Annotated in this window: 14 protein-coding genes; 5 read left to right on the forward strand and 9 right to left on the reverse strand. The window is 68.7% G+C overall.

Translation table 11 applies throughout. The annotated features are described in order from the left end of the window. Nucleotides 1-239: 239 nt before the first annotated feature. Genes GC106_RS40005 through GC106_RS40025 form a run of 5 tightly spaced genes read right to left on the reverse strand, consistent with a single transcriptional unit; the run spans nucleotide 240 to nucleotide 4,237 of the window. Nucleotides 240-815, reverse strand: coding sequence for a 1,2-dihydroxy-3-keto-5-methylthiopentene dioxygenase (locus GC106_RS40005; RefSeq protein ID WP_173141392.1), 576 nt, complete (start codon nucleotides 813-815; stop codon nucleotides 240-242). After that, nucleotides 812-1,402, reverse strand: coding sequence for a methylthioribulose 1-phosphate dehydratase (gene mtnB / locus GC106_RS40010; protein WP_173141393.1), 591 nt, complete (start codon nucleotides 1,400-1,402; stop codon nucleotides 812-814). Before mtnB ends, GC106_RS40005 begins: the two co-directional genes overlap by 4 nt. Continuing rightward, complete coding sequence (gene mtnC, locus GC106_RS40015; RefSeq protein ID WP_173141394.1) at nucleotides 1,399-2,112, reverse strand: acireductone synthase; 714 nt, start codon at nucleotides 2,110-2,112, stop codon at nucleotides 1,399-1,401. Before mtnC ends, mtnB begins: the two co-directional genes overlap by 4 nt. Next, nucleotides 2,109-3,122, reverse strand: coding sequence for a s-methyl-5-thioribose-1-phosphate isomerase (locus GC106_RS40020; RefSeq protein ID WP_173141395.1), 1,014 nt, complete (start codon nucleotides 3,120-3,122; stop codon nucleotides 2,109-2,111). Before GC106_RS40020 ends, mtnC begins: the two co-directional genes overlap by 4 nt. Continuing rightward, entirely contained in the window at nucleotides 3,122-4,237 is a 1,116-nt protein-coding gene (locus GC106_RS40025; protein ID WP_173141396.1) for an acyl-CoA dehydrogenase family protein, read from the reverse strand. The genes GC106_RS40020 and GC106_RS40025 overlap by 1 nt, the downstream gene beginning before the upstream one ends. Nucleotides 4,238-4,346: 109 nt before the next feature. Here GC106_RS40025 and GC106_RS40030 point away from each other — a divergent pair, with 109 nt between their 5' ends. From GC106_RS40030 to GC106_RS40040, 3 genes are all read left to right on the forward strand, one after another. Then, nucleotides 4,347-4,949 (forward strand): TetR/AcrR family transcriptional regulator, encoded by a 603-nt coding sequence (locus GC106_RS40030; protein WP_312873254.1) that lies wholly within the window; start codon nucleotides 4,347-4,349, stop codon nucleotides 4,947-4,949. Beyond that, nucleotides 4,946-6,430, forward strand: coding sequence for an FAD-dependent monooxygenase (locus GC106_RS40035; protein ID WP_173141398.1), 1,485 nt, complete (start codon nucleotides 4,946-4,948; stop codon nucleotides 6,428-6,430). The genes GC106_RS40030 and GC106_RS40035 overlap by 4 nt, the downstream gene beginning before the upstream one ends. A 255-nt stretch (nucleotides 6,431-6,685) precedes the next feature. Further along, the gene (locus GC106_RS40040) at nucleotides 6,686-9,892 is read left to right on the forward strand and encodes a S8 family serine peptidase (protein WP_246367923.1); all 3,207 of its coding nucleotides are present in this window, start codon (nucleotides 6,686-6,688) and stop codon (nucleotides 9,890-9,892) included. 79 nt (nucleotides 9,893-9,971) lie between these two features. On the opposite strand, the gene GC106_RS40045 is transcribed toward GC106_RS40040, so the two are convergent. Together GC106_RS40045 and GC106_RS40050 are read right to left on the reverse strand one after the other, a co-directional pair. Further along, the gene (locus tag GC106_RS40045; protein WP_173141400.1) at nucleotides 9,972-10,613 is read right to left on the reverse strand and encodes a lytic polysaccharide monooxygenase auxiliary activity family 9 protein; all 642 of its coding nucleotides are present in this window, start codon (nucleotides 10,611-10,613) and stop codon (nucleotides 9,972-9,974) included. A gap of 171 nt (nucleotides 10,614-10,784) precedes the next feature. Continuing rightward, the gene (locus GC106_RS40050; protein ID WP_173141401.1) at nucleotides 10,785-12,029 is read right to left on the reverse strand and encodes a serine/threonine-protein kinase; all 1,245 of its coding nucleotides are present in this window, start codon (nucleotides 12,027-12,029) and stop codon (nucleotides 10,785-10,787) included. Nucleotides 12,030-12,048: 19 nt separating this feature from the next. Here GC106_RS40050 and GC106_RS40055 point away from each other — a divergent pair, with 19 nt between their 5' ends. Both GC106_RS40055 and map read left to right on the forward strand, forming a co-directional pair. Continuing rightward, nucleotides 12,049-12,846: a hypothetical protein gene (locus GC106_RS40055; protein ID WP_173141402.1), complete on the forward strand. Its 798-nt coding sequence runs from the start codon at nucleotides 12,049-12,051 to the stop codon at nucleotides 12,844-12,846. Nucleotides 12,847-12,899: 53 nt separating this feature from the next. Next, the gene (map, locus tag GC106_RS40060; RefSeq protein WP_173141403.1) at nucleotides 12,900-13,703 is read left to right on the forward strand and encodes a type I methionyl aminopeptidase; all 804 of its coding nucleotides are present in this window, start codon (nucleotides 12,900-12,902) and stop codon (nucleotides 13,701-13,703) included. A gap of 174 nt (nucleotides 13,704-13,877) precedes the next feature. On the opposite strand, the gene GC106_RS40065 is transcribed toward map, so the two are convergent. Then, nucleotides 13,878-14,519, reverse strand: a complete 642-nt coding sequence (locus GC106_RS40065) for a GntR family transcriptional regulator (protein WP_173141404.1) — start codon at nucleotides 14,517-14,519, stop codon at nucleotides 13,878-13,880. Next, nucleotides 14,516-15,565 (reverse strand): CaiB/BaiF CoA transferase family protein, encoded by a 1,050-nt coding sequence (locus tag GC106_RS40070; RefSeq protein ID WP_312873255.1) that lies wholly within the window; start codon nucleotides 15,563-15,565, stop codon nucleotides 14,516-14,518. The genes GC106_RS40065 and GC106_RS40070 overlap by 4 nt, the downstream gene beginning before the upstream one ends. Nucleotides 15,566-15,569: the final 4 nt, after the last annotated feature.

Raw genomic sequence — 15,569 nt, forward strand, 5'->3', positions numbered from 1 at the left:
CACCAAGAGGGCGCATGTGGTGGCAGTTCTCGCACCTTGACCGCTTGATCGACAGCTGTGTTCAAAGGTGCCGGAGCGCCCACGAAGCCCACCTCTGAGCTCGCGCGCAAGCTGAAGGCTGCCCTTGTCCTTGCGCGCTGGGCCTTCTTCGCCGGCCCGCGCGAGCTGAGGGCTGAGCGGCACTTGCGCGTTGTCCTTGGGCTTGCGTCGTGCCGCGGGTTGTCCCGGCCCGGTTTTGGTCAGCGGGTCGCGGTCAGGTCGTCGAAGCTGGGGAAGTCTTCGGCGAGGCGGTTGCCGGTGAAGTTCCCGACCCAGCCGTCGTCGTCGTGGAAGAAACGGACCGCCACGTAGTCGGGCCTGGTGCCCATGTCGAACCAGTGGGTGGTGTTGGCGGGGACGCTCAACAGATCGCCCGCCTCGCACAGGATGCCGTACACCTTCGCGTTCACGTGCAGGTAGAACACGCCGGAACCGCGGGCGAAGAACCTGTCCTCGTCGTCGTCATGGGTATGCTCGGCCAGGAACTTCTGGCGGGCTTCCGCTGCCTTCGCGGTCCACTCGGGAGTGTCCGCGGGCGTCATGTGCAGGGCGTCCACGTAGGTGTAGCCCTCTGCCGCGATGACCTCGTCGATGTGGGTTCGGTAGGCCGCCAGGACCTCGTCGGAGGAGGGTTGCGGGGACAGGTCCGCCACCACCGGCCAGCGGTCGAACCGGACCCCGAGCTGCTTGAGCTCGCCCTGGATCTCGTCCGCGTCCGAGGTGCGTACGAGCACCGTCGACGGGTCTGTGTCGGGCCACACGGTGAGCAGCGTCATGACTCGATTATGAACCTCATCAGCCATTCGAGGCACTCTGTGCGGTGGCGTGCTTGACGCAGGTCACTGCCCCAGACGTACAACCCGTGGCGGGCCACGATCAACGCGGGCGTGTCGGCACGGTAGGAGGCCTCGAACGCGTCGCCGAGCACTTCCATGTCCTGGCTGTTGGGAACGACCGGGATGGTCACCAGGTCGTCGTGCGCCGCGCGGCCGAAGCCCTTCAGCATTTCCAGGTCACGCAGTTCAACGCCGGACGGCCAGCGTTCGGCGGCCAGCACAGGGGCGAGGACGTGCACGTGCACCACCGCCCCGGCGCCCGAGACCGCCGCGATCCGGCCGTGCAAGCCTGCCTCGGCTGACGGGGCCGGCGGGCCGGGGTGGACCGGTGTGCCGGAAGCGTCCACCTCCACGACGTCCGACGGGGTCAGTTCGCCCTTGTCGAGGCCGCTTGCCGTGACGGCCAGCCGGAGCGGCGACGAGCTCAGCCGGACCGACAGGTTCCCCGACGTGCCACGCATCCAGCCCAACGCGGTGTACCGGGCGCACTCGTCCGCCAGCAGACGGCCTGCTTCCGCGAGGTTCACGGCAGGTCCACCGAGACCTCGGCGAACGTCCGCACCGCCAGGTGCGGGCCGAAGTCGGCGTCCGCGAACGGCTCGCCCGGCCGGGCCAGGCCCACGGTCTGCCAGCCGTCCGCGCGGGCCGCGTCCAGCTCCGCGGGCACGTCGGAGCAGAAGACGATCTCCGCGGCGGCGGCGCCGAGGGCGGAAGCGATCGCGCGGTATGAGGGCGCTTCGCGCTTCGGTCCGGCGTTCACGGTGTCGAAGTGCGTGGCGAACAGCGAGGTGATGTCGCCGTCCGTGGTGCGGGAGAACGCCGCGACCTGTCCGGCGACCGAGCCGGACGAGAACACCGCCAGGTCCAGGCCCTTGTCGTGCCAGGACCGCAATGCGGGCACCACGTCCGGGAACAGCTCGGTGACCAGGTCTCCCTCGGCGTAGCCACGCTGCCAGATCAGGCCCTGCAACGTCTTCAGCGGCGCGATCTTCTGGTCCGCGTCCATCCAGCCGTGCAGCACCGACACGATCTCGGCGGTCCCGGCCGTTTCGGGGAGTCCGCCGAGCGAGCGGATCTGGGCGACGGCCTCGGTCACGACAGGGTCGGACGGGTGCGCGTCGATCCATGGGCCGAGGCGGGGCCGCGCGTAGTCGTACAGCACGACGTGCACCTGGCTGGTCGGGGTCAAGGTGCCCTCGATGTCGACCACGACCCATCGGGCAGTCAGTGCGGTCACTGGTTGGGTTCTCCTTCCGCGTAGTACTCGGCGATCCGGTGCGGCTCGAACGGGCCGCGGTCGGTGACGATGGTGGTGACGAACCGGGGCGGTGTCACGTCGAAGGCGGGGTAGAGGCCGCGGACCTTGTCGCTCGCGGTGCGGATGCCCATGGTGTGCAGGACGTCCTCGCCGGGCCGGTATTCCAGCGGCACGTCGTCGGCGGTCCGTGCGTCCTGGTCCGGTGCCTGCACCAGCGCGTGGAACGGCACGCCGAACGCCGCGGCGGCCACGGCCAGGCCCAGCGTGCCGACCTTGTTGATCACGTGCCCGGCCATCGTGACCCGGTCGGCCGCGGTCACCAGGGCGTCCACCTCGCCGGACTGCAGCACGGCCGCGCCCATCCCGTCGGAGATCAGGGTGGTGTCCACGCCCATCTCGGCGAGGGTCTCGGCGGTCAGCCGGGCGCCTTGCAGGTACGGCCGGGTCTCGGTGCAGAAGAAGCGCAGGCGTTTGCCGCCGCGCTGAGCCGCCAGGACCAGTTCCACCAGGTAAAGATCCGCCCAGCAGTGGGTCAGCACGCCGCCCTCGGCCGGCAGCAACGATGCGGCCGCGGTCCCCAGTGCGCGGCTTCGGCCGCGGTACAACTCGTCGCCTGCCTTGGCCGCGGTCATCGCGGTCGAGACAAGCGATTCACCGGAACCGGACACGTGCGACAGCACCGCGTGCACAGCTTTGCGCAGGTGGTTGTTGGTCGACCGGGCCCGGAGTAACCGTGTGCCGGCTTGTTCCATGTAGGCGTACGCGGCGTGCGGGCGTAAGCCCGCCGCTTCGCGGGCGGCGAGCACCATGCCGTACAGCGCGGCGAAGTACGGGCCGGAGGACTGGGTGACCATGTCCTCAATGGCCTTGGCCACTTCGGCGGATGTACGGCACAGCATCCAGTCGCGCGTGAACGGGAAGTTGCGGCGGTCCAGGATCAGCACGCCGTCGTCGGTGAGTCTGACGCTGTCCGCCAGCACCGGAGTCATCAGCTGTATCCCGTGAACGGCGGGTGCTCGCCCGTCAGGAAGTACGCGCCGACTTCCCGTGCCTTGTAGACGACCGGGTCGTGCAGGGTCAAAGTCCTCGCGTTGCGCCAGAAGCGGTCGTAGCCGAACTTGGTCGCGGTCGCGCGGGCGCCCATGAACTCGAAGACCTTCGACGTGGTCTCGTTGACCACCCGGGTGGCGAAAACCTTGGCCGACGAGATGGTGACCGCCGTGCCGGCCCGCTGTTCGGCGGTCAGCTCGGCACCGGCGGCGGCGGACTGCCGCAGGGACTCCGCGGCCCGGTCGGCCAAAGTGCCCGCTGCCTCAAGGGAAGCGACCAGTTCGCCGTAGCCGGCGAGGATGTACGGGTCCGTCGACGCGGAGTCCACACCGGACAGGAACCACGGCCGGGCCTGGCCACGGGTGTACTCGGCGGCCTCGGCCAGCGCGCCCGCCGCGATGCCCACGTAGATCTGGGTCAGCGCGAGCTGGAAACCCAGCGCGGCAAGGGAAAGCCGGATCGAGTCGGCCGGCTGCGCGCCCAGGACGTCCTGGCTGTCGACCGCCACGTCGTCGAACACGATGCCGCCGCTGGCGGTCAGCCGCTGGCCGGTGTTGTCCCAATCGGACGGGTAGGAGATCCCGGACGCCTTGGCGTCCACCGTGAACGTGAGCTTCTCGTCGGTGTCCACCCGGGTCGCGGACACCACGAGCCGGTCGGCCACCGAAGCGCCGGTGGCGAAGGTCTTGCGGCCGTTGACGACAAATCCGTCCGAAGTGGGCGTCAGCTCGAGCGCGGCGTCCAGCGGGTTGCTCACGCCCGCCCAGAACCAGTTCGCGTCGGCGCGCATCCGCTCGGCGGCCGCGGGGTTGTCGAACAGCCGCGCTCGCCAAAGGTGCAGGTAGTGGTAGCCGATGAGGTGCCCGATCGACGCGTCCGCCGCGGAGATGATCCTGGTCACCGCGTCCGCCGCCGCCTCGTCCGCGGCCAGCAGGCCGGATGAGCGCAACAGGTCCACCTCCGCGGTGGGTGGCCGGTTCGCCCGGTCCCGTTCGGCCGCGTCCGCCTTCAGCTGCGCGGCGACCTCCTCGGCCAAGCCGATCCAGTCCGTCATGGCGGAAACGGTACTGGGCTTCGGCGTCCCCGCCGTGCCCTGTCCACTCCACGAAACCTGCGCAAAAAGCAAACTTGCGTGCCGCGCAGTTTTCTGGCAGTGTCGGGTGGTGTCAGGGCTGAGAGAACGCAAGAAGCGGGCCACGCGGGAGGCGCTGAGCTGGGAGGCGTTGCGCCTCGCGGTCGAGCGCGGCATCGAGAACGTGCTGGTCGAGGACATCGCGACGGCCGTGGGTGTGTCACCGCGGACGTTCAACAACTACTTCTCGAGCAAGTACGAGGCGATCGTCTGGCGTGAGCTGGACCGGATGGTGCGGATCGGCGACATCCTGCGGGAACGACCGCCGGACGAGCCGTTCTGGCAGTCGATCGAGCAGGCGGTGCTCGCGATCTACGGCAATGACGACGAGACGACACCGCCGGACAAGTCGTGGACCGAGGGCGTACGGGAGCTGGTGAGCTCGCCGTTGCTGACGGCCGAGTACCTCAAAGCCGACGCGGCGATGAGCCGTGCGCTCGCCGAGGCCATCGCCGACCGGCTCGGCATGGACGTCGAGCGGGACATGTACCCGCAAGTGGTCGCCGGTGCGGTCGGCGCGGCTTGCAGCGTCGCGCAACAACGGTGGATGAACGCCGATCCGCTGGTGCCGCTCGGGCCGCTGATCCGCGAGGCGCTCGGTCACCTGACCGACCTAAAAGGAGGAGAACCATGATCGCGATCGCCGGGGGCGGACCGAACGGCCTGATGCTCGCGTGCGAGCTGGCACTGGCCGGGGAACGTCCCGTCGTGCTGGAGAGACTGACCGAACGAAGCCAGGAGCCCAAGGCCAACGGGATGGTCGGCCAAGTGGTCCGGCTGCTGCACCAGCGTGGCCTGCTGCGGCGGCTGGGCGGTGGGGACGTTCCCTTTCGGGCACCTGGCTTCTTTTTCGGCATGCTGCCGTTGGACCTCAGCGGCCTTGAGGACAATCCGCTCACGATTCTGCCTGTGCCGCAACGACGTCTCGAACAGGTGCTGGAGGAGCGTGCGCTGGAGCTCGGTGTCGAGATCAGGCGCGGGCACGAGGTCGCCGGTCTCACCCAGCACGACCGCGGAGTCGACGTCGAAGTGACCGGCCCGCAAGGGAAATACGCGCTGAACGCCGAGTTCCTCGTCGGTGCGGACGGTGGCCGCAGCACGGTCCGCAAGCTCGCCGGGATCGATTTTCCCGGCGTGTCAACAGAGAAAGGCGTGAACAGGGCCGCGCATGTGACCTTACCCGGGCTCGTCGACGGTCAGCTGGAGGTGCCCGGTTTCGGCCGGATCCCACCCGGCGTGCACACCCGCACCGAGCACGGCGTGTTCCTGCACATCGAGCTTGAGCCGGGCAAACCACTGGTGGTGACAATCGAGTGGGACGCGGTTGACGACGGTCCGATGACGCTCGACGACCTTCGGCAGAGCGTCCGCCGGGTGCTCGGTGCCGACGTGCCGATCGGGCCGCCGGCAGGCGACGGCCCGCACCTGCTGCGCCGGCTGTCCGGCGGGAACAGCCGGATCGCGGAGAAATACCGCTCGGGCCGGGTGTTCCTGATCGGCGACGCGGCTCACGTGCACTCCGCGAACGGCGGTCCCGGCCTGAACCTGGGCCTGCAGGAGGCGGCCAACCTCGGCTGGAAACTCGCCGCGCACAGGCAGGGCTGGGCACCGGAAGACCTGCTGGACACCTACGAGACCGAGCGGCGTCCAGCCGCCGAACGGGTGGTGATGCACACCCAGGCGCAGTCCGCCTTGGCCGGGCCGGGCCCGGAAGTGACGGCACTGCGGGAGTTCTTCGCCGAGCTGATGACCAAGGTGGACGTTGCCGGGCACATCGCGCTGACCATGGCCGGGTCGGACATCCGTTACCGGACCGGCACGGACCACCCGTTGGCCGGGCGGTTCCTGCCCGACATCGGCGAGATCGGCGGGTTGCGCGACGCACGTCCGGTGTTGCTGGACTTCGCCCGTAACACCGCACTGAAGGACATCGCGGACGGCTGGCGTGATCGGGTTGACGTAGTCGAACTCGCATGGGATGAACGACTTGCGGATGTTGTGCTGGTGCGCCCGGACGGCTATGTGGCGTGGGCGGGTGACGGTGTCCTGAGTGGACTCCGTGAGGAACTGGCCGCCTGGTTCGGCAGGCCGCGAACCCTGACAGCGGTGTCGTAGCGCGTCCGTTCGTGTGCGCTGCGTGGTCGGCGGCTTCGGCTGTTACGGTATTGAGATCCTTGGGGCGTCATGATTTCGTGCTCTAGGCCGAACAGGCCAATGTGGACTGCGCGGAATAGGCCAGTTGTGTGATTGTCTTCGCAGCTGCGTGGGGATGTGCTTCGTGGGCAGTTTCTCGCCACGATCCCCATGAAGGGTTTGGCTGTGACATCAAGATCTCCACTGCGTACCCGCGCCGGGTGGGCGGTGCTGGCGATGAGCACCGCCGTGCTCGGCCTCGCCGCGCCGACGAGCGCGATCGCGGCGCAACCACCGGAACAGCCGGTGCCTGCCGGCCAGAAGCAGCTTGACTCCCGTGACCGCGGCCTGGTCGCCGAGGCGGAGAAGGCGGGCAAGAAGTCCGTCACCGTGCTCGTCGCCGCCGAGAAGGGCCGTGCCGACGCGGCCGCCGACGAGTTACGGTCGATCGGCGCGAACGTCAAGTCCGTCGAGAAGGACGTCGACTACCTCAAGGTGACCCTGCCGCCGGACAAGGCGCGCCAGGCCGCGAAACTCGGCTCGGTCCGGTCGATCGACGTGGACGGCCTGATCGCCCGCGACGAGCCGGGCACCGACGGGATGAGCAACCCGATCCCGCAGCCCGCGCCCGGGCCGAACACCCCGCGCGACAACCCGTACCTGCCGACCGGGGACACCCACGCCGCCCAGTTCGGCCAGGTCTTCCCGTTCTGGGACGGCAAGAACGTCCTCGTTGCCGTGCTGGACAGCGGCGTCGACCTGGACCACCCGGCGCTGGCCAGGACCAGTTCCGGCGAGCGCAAGATCGTCGACTGGTACAACGCGAACTCCCCGGACTCCGGTGACAGCACCTGGGTCGCGATGTCACAGCAGACCTACACCGGCCAGTTCACCGCGGCCGGCCGGACCTGGACGGCGCCCGCGACCGGCGGCCCGTACTCGGTCGGCGTGTTCACCGAGAACGCCGGTGTCAACGACTTCGCCTCGGCCAGCAGCGAGATCGGCGGCGACGTCAACCGTGACGGCGACAAGGCCGACCGGTTCGGCGTGCTGCAGGACGTCGCGACCAAGCAGGTCCGCGTCGACCTGAACGGCAACGGTGACTTCACCGACGACACCGCGATGATCGACTACAAGGTCAAGCAGGACGTCGGCCACTTCGGCACGGACAACCCGGCCACGCCGGGTGTCAGGGAGACGGTCCCGTTCGTCGTGCAGACCGACAGGTCGGTGTACGGCACGCCGGACACTCCGTTCGTCGGCCTCGGTATTGCCGCCGCCGCACACGGTTCGCACGTCGCCGGTATCACCACCGGTAACGCGATCCTGGACGGCAAGATGGCCGGTGCCGCGCCTGGCGCGAAGCTGATGGCCATCAAGGCCTGCCTGTCCACGCCGTCGTGCACCGACAGCGGCCTGACCGACGGCGTGCTCTACGCCGCCCGCAACGGCGCCGACGTCGTCAACATCTCCATCGGTGGCCTGCCGCCGCTCAACGACGGCAACAGCGCCCGTGCGCAGATCTACAACCGGGTCATCGCGCAGTACAACATCCAGCTGTTCATCTCGTCCGGCAACAGCGGTTCCGGTGCCAACACCGTCGGTGACCCGTCGGTGGCGAGCGACGCGGTGAGCGTCGGTTCGTACATCACCAAGGAGACCTGGCTGCGGAACTACGGTTCGGAGACGGCCAAGAAGGAAGGCCTGCACCCGTACTCGTCACGCGGCCCGCGTGAGGACGGCGGTTTCAAGCCGAACATCATCGCGCCCGGCTCGGCGATCTCGTCGATCCCGCTGTGGCAGGCGGCCCAGCCGCTGCCCGGCACGTTCACGCTGCCGAACGGCTACGCGCACTTCAACGGCACCTCGATGGCCGCCCCGCAGGCGACCGGCGCCGCCGCGCTGCTGGTGAGCGCGTACAAGGCGATGCACGGCGGCAAGCGGCCGAGCATGGCCGCGCTGCGCAACGCCATCTACTCGTCGGCGCGCTTCATCGACGGTGTTGGCGCCTACGAGCAGGGCAACGGCCTGTTCGACGTGTTCCGCGCGTTCATCCACCTCGCGGCCAACCCGAACCCGGACACCGTGACCAGCTCGGTCGAGGTGAACACGGCGCTGGAGGGCTTCCTGCCCAAGCCGGGCGTCGGTGTCGGCATCCACGACCGGGAAGGCGTGGTGCGGGGCAAGCAGTACACCCGCACCTACACGTTCACCCGGACCACCGGCAGCGACCGCACGGTTCCGTACCGTCTCAAGTGGATCGGCAACGACGGCACGTTCTCGTCGCCCGGCGTGGTGCACCTTCCGCTGAACAAGCCGGTCACGTTCGACGTGCGGATCAACCCGCGCGACACCGGCGTGCACTCGGCCGTGCTCGAACTGGACAACCCGTTCACCTCCGGCACCGACACGCAGCTGCTGAACACCGTGTTCGTGCCGCAGGAACTGAACGCGGGCAACCGGTTCAGCGTCACCAACAGCGGCCGGATCGACCGCAACCAGACCAAGAACTTCTGGGTCAACGTGCCGCAGGGCACCACCGGCCTGAAGATCGACCTGACCGGTGGCGGCGCGGCCGCGGGTGCCGGACAGGTCCGGTTCGTCCGGGTCGACCCGCGCGGTATCCCGATCGACGTGACCTCGACGACCAACTGCTACAACCCGGACGCCGGTGCGGGCTGTACGACCGGTTCGCCGTTGACCCGCACGGTCACCAACCCGATGCCGGGTGTCTGGGAGTTCTATGTGGAGGCTCGGCGCACCTCGGACGTCGCCTCGGCGCCGTTCTCGGTCACCGCGACCGCGATCACCACGAAGATCGCCCCGAACCCGGACACCATCGAGTCGACGCAGGCCGGAGTTCCGGTGGCGCGCGACTACACGGTGACCAACTCGGCCGGTGCGTTCAACGGCAGGCTGGCCGGCGGTCCGTTGAGCAGTGCGCTGACGTTGCGCCCGAACATCGCGGACCTGGCTCAGCAGCAGCGCCAGATCAACGTGCTGCCGGGCTCGACCTCGTTGCGGGTCGCGATCGGCAACCCGGCTGACGTGACCGCGGACCTCGACCTGTTCCTGTTCAACTGCACCACCGGAAGCTGTGTTCTGGTGACGCAGAGCGCGGACGCGGACTCCGAGGAATCGGTCAGCGTCGCCAACCCGGCCGCCGGCGTCTGGATCTCGTTGGTCGACGGTTACTCCGTGCCCGCCGGGACGACGGACTACGACTACACCGACGTGTTCTCCTCGCCTCAGCTGGGATCGGTGACCATCAACGACGCCAACGCGCAGCGTGGCATGGGTGCCGTGTGGAACGCGCCCGGCACGGTGACCGCCGCGTCGGTGCCGCCCGCCGGTCGCAAGCTGCGCGGTGACCTGACGGTCCAGACCGACACGGGCGGAATCGTCGGCAACGGTTCGGTCCAGATCAACGCTGTCACGCAGTAAAACTCGAAAACGCCGAGGGGCGGCCGGTCACGACTGGCCGCCCCTCGGTCATGTCCTTGGTGGATCGTGCTCCGGATGGTCAGAAGATGACGTCGTTGCAGAGGTAGAAGGCCTCGCCGCTGTCGGGCATCTGACGCTGCCAGATGGTGTAGATCAGATGCCTGCCGCTCTTGCCGCTCGGCAGCCTGGTGGCGATCTGGTAGACGCCGTTGCTGATCGGCGGGTTGGTCACCTGGTGGAACTGCACGAGGTCCGACCAGCGCAGCGGGGTCAACGGGTTGTAGCCGTCGCGGGTCACGTACATCGTCCACACGCCCAGGTGCGCGGCGGTCGCCTTGACCTGGAACGTGAAGTTCGCGCCCGAGGTCAGCCGGGTGGCGGGCCAGTCGTCGCGGGCCAGGTTCAGGCCGGTGTACTTGGCCCGGCCGGCGCCGCAGAGCTGGCCGTCCGGGATGAACGCGCGGTGGTTGCCCGCGACGTTGGGCAGGTTGACCTCGTGCCAGTCGTAGAAGGCCTGCGTGCCACCGGCGGCGACCGCGGCCCGGCACGCGGCCGACGTCGGGCTCTCCGGGCTCTCGTTGAACCTGCACTGGTAGGTGCGGCTCGGCGGGTTCATCGTCGAGCCGTGCGCGCTCGCCGAGGAGATCGGCAGGACGGCGGACAACAGGATGGGGATCGCTCCGAGCAGGGCGACCATCGCACTTCTACGGCGCTTGGTCATCAGGCGTCTCCTTGACAGCGTTGCCATGAAGGTCGTCGCGCCCGACCCATGAAGAAACAGGTGTTCACCAGTGTGAATTGGTCTAATCCAAGTGGATAGGCCCGTTCGGGCTAATACCCGTGCCCAGCTCCCCTCGTGAGTGTTTGTCAGGGTTAGAACACGGCTAAACACTCACGAGCTGGGCCTGGGGGTTTTGGTCTTGGACTTGGTGTTCCGCGGCTTGCCGTGCCCGTCCGTGCCCTCCTGGGTGCCGAACGGCTCGGCTTGGGTCTGCCCCGGAGGTTCCGAGGGCGGTCCGGTGGTGGGGGTCGGCTCCGGTGTCTTCACCACGGTCTCGGTGCCGGCCTGCCGTTGGTCCGACGGACGTTGCCGCTGGCTGCTGGGCGACTGCTGTTGCTGTTGTTGTTGCTGGGCTGCCGGGGTCGCACCGCTGATCGGGGAGTCGACCGGCTTGCCGCGGTCGGGCTGGACCTGCACAGGCGTGTCCGGCCGGTTGCCCGTCGTCGGCGCGGCCACGAAGATCGCGATCGCACCCGCCGTCAGACCGGCGCCGATGACGGCAGCGGCCCTCGGCATGGTGAACCGTCGTGGCCGCGGCAGGGGAACCGTCGGCCGGTCCGCACGCAGCAGGTCGGCGCATTCCGCGGCGGTCGGCCGTTCACCGGGCGTCGACCGGGTCATCAGGTCGAGCGTCTCGGCCAGGGACTGGGGGATGGTGTCGGGAATCCGTGGCCGCCTGTTCAGCCGGGCGAGCACGGTCTCGGCGTCCAGGCCCGGGTATTCGATCTCCCCGGTCAGGCATTCCAGCAGGATCAGGCCGAGGCCGTAGATGTCGGCGGGCGGGCCGACCTCCGTGCCCAGCACCTGTTCGGGTGACAAGTAGGCGGCGGTTCCCACCAGCCGGTCGGAAGCCGTGATACCGCTGCGCGCGAGCAGCTTGGCCAAGCCGAAGTCGGCGAGGTGCGGCAGGCCTTCGGCGTCCAGCAACACGTTGCCGGGCTTGATGTCGCGGTGCACGATCCCCTTGGAATGCACGTACGCCAACGCCTCGGCGACGCCGATGCCGATCCTGCGGACCTCGTCGGGTGCCATCGGCCCGAGGTCGATCCGGCGGCCGAGGTGCGGGCCCTTGATCAGTTCGAGGACCAGGAACGGCTCACCCGCCGCGACACCGGAGTCGAACACCTTGACCAGGCCGGGGTGATCGAATCCGGCCAGCATCTTGGCCTCGTCCTCGAACCGCAGCCGGCCGACCGGGTCGGCGTGCGGCTGGAAGATCTTGATCGCCACCTCGCGATCCAGCCGTTGGTCCCATGCCTTGAGCACGCGCGCGGTGCCGCCGCGGCCGAGTTGCGTGAGCAGTCTGTATCGATCGGCCAGCACGGGCGCGGCGCGTCCGCCGGATTCCTCGTACACTTGGGCCACACTAGTGACCATGGATCTCAAATCCATAGCGGACCAGCTCTACGCCTTGCGGCCGGCCGAGTTCATGGCGGCACGCACCGAGTTCGTGCGCTCGGCGAAGGAAGCGGGCGACAAGCAGGCGGCGACGGCGATCGGCAAGTTCCGCAAGCCGTCGCAGGCGGCGTGGGCACTGAACCTGCTGGCCCGCAGGGAACCCGCTGAGCTGCACCGTCTCGCCAACCTCGGCGTGGCGTTGCGCGACGCGCACAGCCGTTTCGACGGCGAGAGCCTGCGTGAGCTGTCGAAGCAGCGGCACCAGCTGGTGCGCGCGATGGCCGCCCAGGTCAGGTCGCTGGCCGCCGAAGAGGGCCAGAAGCTGAGCGAAACCGTGATGCGCGACATCGAATCGGTGTTCGCGGCGGCGCTGGCGGACCCGGCCGTGACCGAAGTGTTGCGAGCCGGAACCCTGTCGGCCACGAATGACTTGTCTCACCCGGAAGCGTGGCCAGAACCACCCGAACCGGTGATAGACGAAGTGGCCCAGCGCCGCGAGCAACGCGCGGAACGTCACCGTCAGGAGCTGGGCCGTGCCCGCGCGGAAGCGCAGCACACCGCGGAAGTCCGCGACCGCGCACAGTCCGCACTGGCCAATGCGGAGCAGAAAGCCGAACGCGCGGCCCGTCAGGTCGAGGAGCTGACGGCGGAGCTGGAGCGAGCACGCGCGGCCGAACAGCAAGCGTCCAGCGAGGTCCGTGAGGCTCGCGCCGTGTTCCGGACAGCGGAGAAGGCCGCCGAACGAGCCCGGCGGCAACTCGAGTCGCTGGAGTGAACCGCACCCGATGGTATTAAAATACCACCCATGTGTAGTGGGAGGAGCCATCGGTGCTGGAACTGAAGACACCACAGGAGATCGCGGCGATGCGAGTGACGGGCACGTTCATCGCCGAACTGCTCGACGACCTCGCCGGCCGCGTCCGTCCGGGCATGAACCTGCTCGACCTCGAACAGCGTGCCCGTGACCTGATCGCTCAGCGCGGCGCGGAGTCGTGCTACTGGGACTACTCACCGTCGTTCGGGCGTGGCCCGTTCCGCAACGTCATCTGCCTGTCGGTGAACGATGCCGTGCTCCACGGCATGCCGCACGACTACGTCCTGCAGGACGGCGACCTGCTGAGCATGGACATCGCAGTGTCGATCAACGGCTGGGTCGCCGACTCCGCGCGGAGCCTGATCGTCGGCACGCCGCGGCCCGAGGACGTGCGCCTGATCGAGGCCACCGAACAGGCCCTCGTGGCAGGCATCGCCGCCGCCCGGCCCGGCAACCGCCTGGGGGACATCTCCGCGGCGATCGGCGCCGTGGCCGCGGACTACGGCTATCCGGTCAACACCGAGTTCGGCGGGCACGGAATCGGCCGCACCATGCACGAGGACCCGCATGTGTCCAACCGGGGGCGTGCGGGCCGTGGGCTCGTGTTGCGGCCGGGGCTGACGCTGGCGCTCGAACCGTGGTTCGCGCGCGGTACCGACAAAATCGTGTACGACCCGGACGGGTGGACGATCCGCTCCGCCGACGGATCTCGCACCGCGCACAGCGAACACACCATCGCGGTCACCGAGGACGAGGCACTCGTGCTGACCTCTTTGGAACCCGTCGTAGCGCCCGCACGCCAGTCCAGCCCGCGCTGAGCCATGCGCCACCGCATCGACAATTCCCTAGGGGGAACCCCTAATTTTCACGCTACCGCAAGACACCGACAGTTTTGGGCGAGCGGACGGAGTTGTCCACAGGGCGGTGGATGAAGGAGCTCGAACCGCTGGTTTCGGGCCGTGCGAGACGAACAAGGGCCGATCCGCGGGCGTCTACTGGACGATGCGGCGTAGTGCCGAAACCGCCCCGGCTCGGTGCTCGTTCCACAACCGCACGACCTCGCCGGCATCCCCGGCGCGGATGGCCGCGATGATCGCCTGGTGCTCGGAGTGCACGCGGGCACGGTTGTCCGACGAGCTGTAGTACAACGCGCGGTAGGCGTCGGTCGCGTCCCACATGACCCGGACAAGGCGTGTCAGACGGGGCATGCCCGACGCTTCCAGCACCGTGAAGTGGAACCGCCGGTTCGCCGCTGCCATGCCGACGATGTCGTCGGCAGAAGCAGCTCGCGTGATGTCCTCTTCGGCCTGTTCGAGGCGTTCGATGTCCTCGGGCGACAGCAACGGCACGGCGCGCAGGGTCGCCTCGGTCTCCAGCAGTTCGCGGATTCGGTACACCTCAAGCAGGTCCTCCAGTGACAGGTCCGCCACCTGGTATCCGCGGTGTGGCCGGTAGATGACCTGCCCCTCGCCCTCCAGCGTCCGCAGGGCCTCGCGGATCGGCACCCGGCTGACGCCCAGCCGCTCGGCCAGAGCGTCCTGGCGGACGGGCGTGCCGGGCGGCATCTCGCCGGTCAGGATGGCCCTGCGCAGTTCGGCGAGGACAAATTCCTGTGTCGTGGGTGGACGTTTCACAGCGGGTTGCTCCGGTACACGGCGGGCGTGCGGCTCAGGCTGATCGGGTTCGCGATGTGCGACAGCCCGTCGATCGACACGACCGGCGACAGGCCGACCGAGGAAGCCAGCGACACGGCTTCCGCCACGTCGTTGATCGGTCCACACGGGACACCGGCGGCGTTCAGCACGGTGAACCAGTGCGCGGCGTCTGCCAGGCGCAGCTTGGCGTTGATCGCCGACGTCAGCGAATCCCGGTTCGCGACGCGCGAAGCGTTCGTGGCGAAGCGTGGATCGGCGGGAAGGTCAAGCGCCGAGCACAAAGCGGCGAACTGCTTGTCGTTGCCGACCGCCAGGACCAAAGGCCGGTCGCGCGCCTCGAACACCGCGTACGGCGCGACGCTCGGATGCGCGTTGCCCAACGCGGTCGGTACGACTCCGGCCATCACGTACCCCGCGGACTGGTTGACCAGCGCGGACAGCAGTGAAGAAAGCAACGAGACCTCGACGAGCTGTCCCTGCCCGGTCACCGAGACGTGCCGCAACGCCGCAAGGATGCCGGCCATCGCGTGCAGCCCGGTGATCACGTCGACCAGCGCGACGCCTGCTTTCGTGGGTCGCTCGGGCGTGCCGGTCACGCTCATCAACCCGCCGACGGCCTGCACGAGCAGGTCATATCCCGGCAGTGACGACGAAGGGCCGAAGCCGGTGATCGAGCAGTAGACCAGCCGTGGGTTCACCGCCGACAGCGACTCGTAGTCCAGGCCGTGGCGCGCCATCGTGCCGGGACGGAAGTTCTCGACGACCACGTCGGCCGTGGACGCCAGCTCCCACGCTTCCGGATCGCCCAGGTCCAACGACACCAAGCGCTTGTTCCGGTTGAGGCCCAGGAAGTACGTGGCCTGCCCGGCGGCGTGGGGCGGGCCCCAGGCGCGGGTGTCGTCGCCGGTGCCCGGCCGTTCGACCTTGACCACCGTGGCGCCGAGGTCGGCGAGCAGCATCGTGGCGTAGGGCCCGGCCAGCACCCGGCTGAAGTCGGCGATCGTCACGCCTGCCAAAGCTTGCACGTGC

The organism is Kibdelosporangium persicum (assembly GCF_013280595.1).
Taxonomy (GTDB): domain Bacteria; phylum Actinomycetota; class Actinomycetes; order Mycobacteriales; family Pseudonocardiaceae; genus Kibdelosporangium; species Kibdelosporangium persicum.

What these genes read in the sequence shown, in the direction of transcription:
- GC106_RS40025 (WP_173141396.1), bottom strand. Translation starts at nt 4,237, where the DNA reads ATGACGGACTGGATCGGCTTGGCCGAGGAGGTCGCCGCGCAGCTGAAG.
- GC106_RS40045 (WP_173141400.1), bottom strand. Translation starts at nt 10,613, where the DNA reads ATGACCAAGCGCCGTAGAAGTGCGATGGTCGCCCTGCTCGGAGCGATC.
- GC106_RS40035 (WP_173141398.1), top strand. Translation starts at nt 4,946, where the DNA reads ATGATCGCGATCGCCGGGGGCGGACCGAACGGCCTGATGCTCGCGTGC.
- GC106_RS40055 (WP_173141402.1), top strand. Translation starts at nt 12,049, where the DNA reads ATGGATCTCAAATCCATAGCGGACCAGCTCTACGCCTTGCGGCCGGCC.
- GC106_RS40020 (WP_173141395.1), bottom strand. Translation starts at nt 3,122, where the DNA reads ATGACTCCGGTGCTGGCGGACAGCGTCAGACTCACCGACGACGGCGTG.
- GC106_RS40005 (WP_173141392.1), bottom strand. Translation starts at nt 815, where the DNA reads ATGACGCTGCTCACCGTGTGGCCCGACACAGACCCGTCGACGGTGCTC.
- GC106_RS40040 (WP_246367923.1), top strand. Translation starts at nt 6,686, where the DNA reads ATGAGCACCGCCGTGCTCGGCCTCGCCGCGCCGACGAGCGCGATCGCG.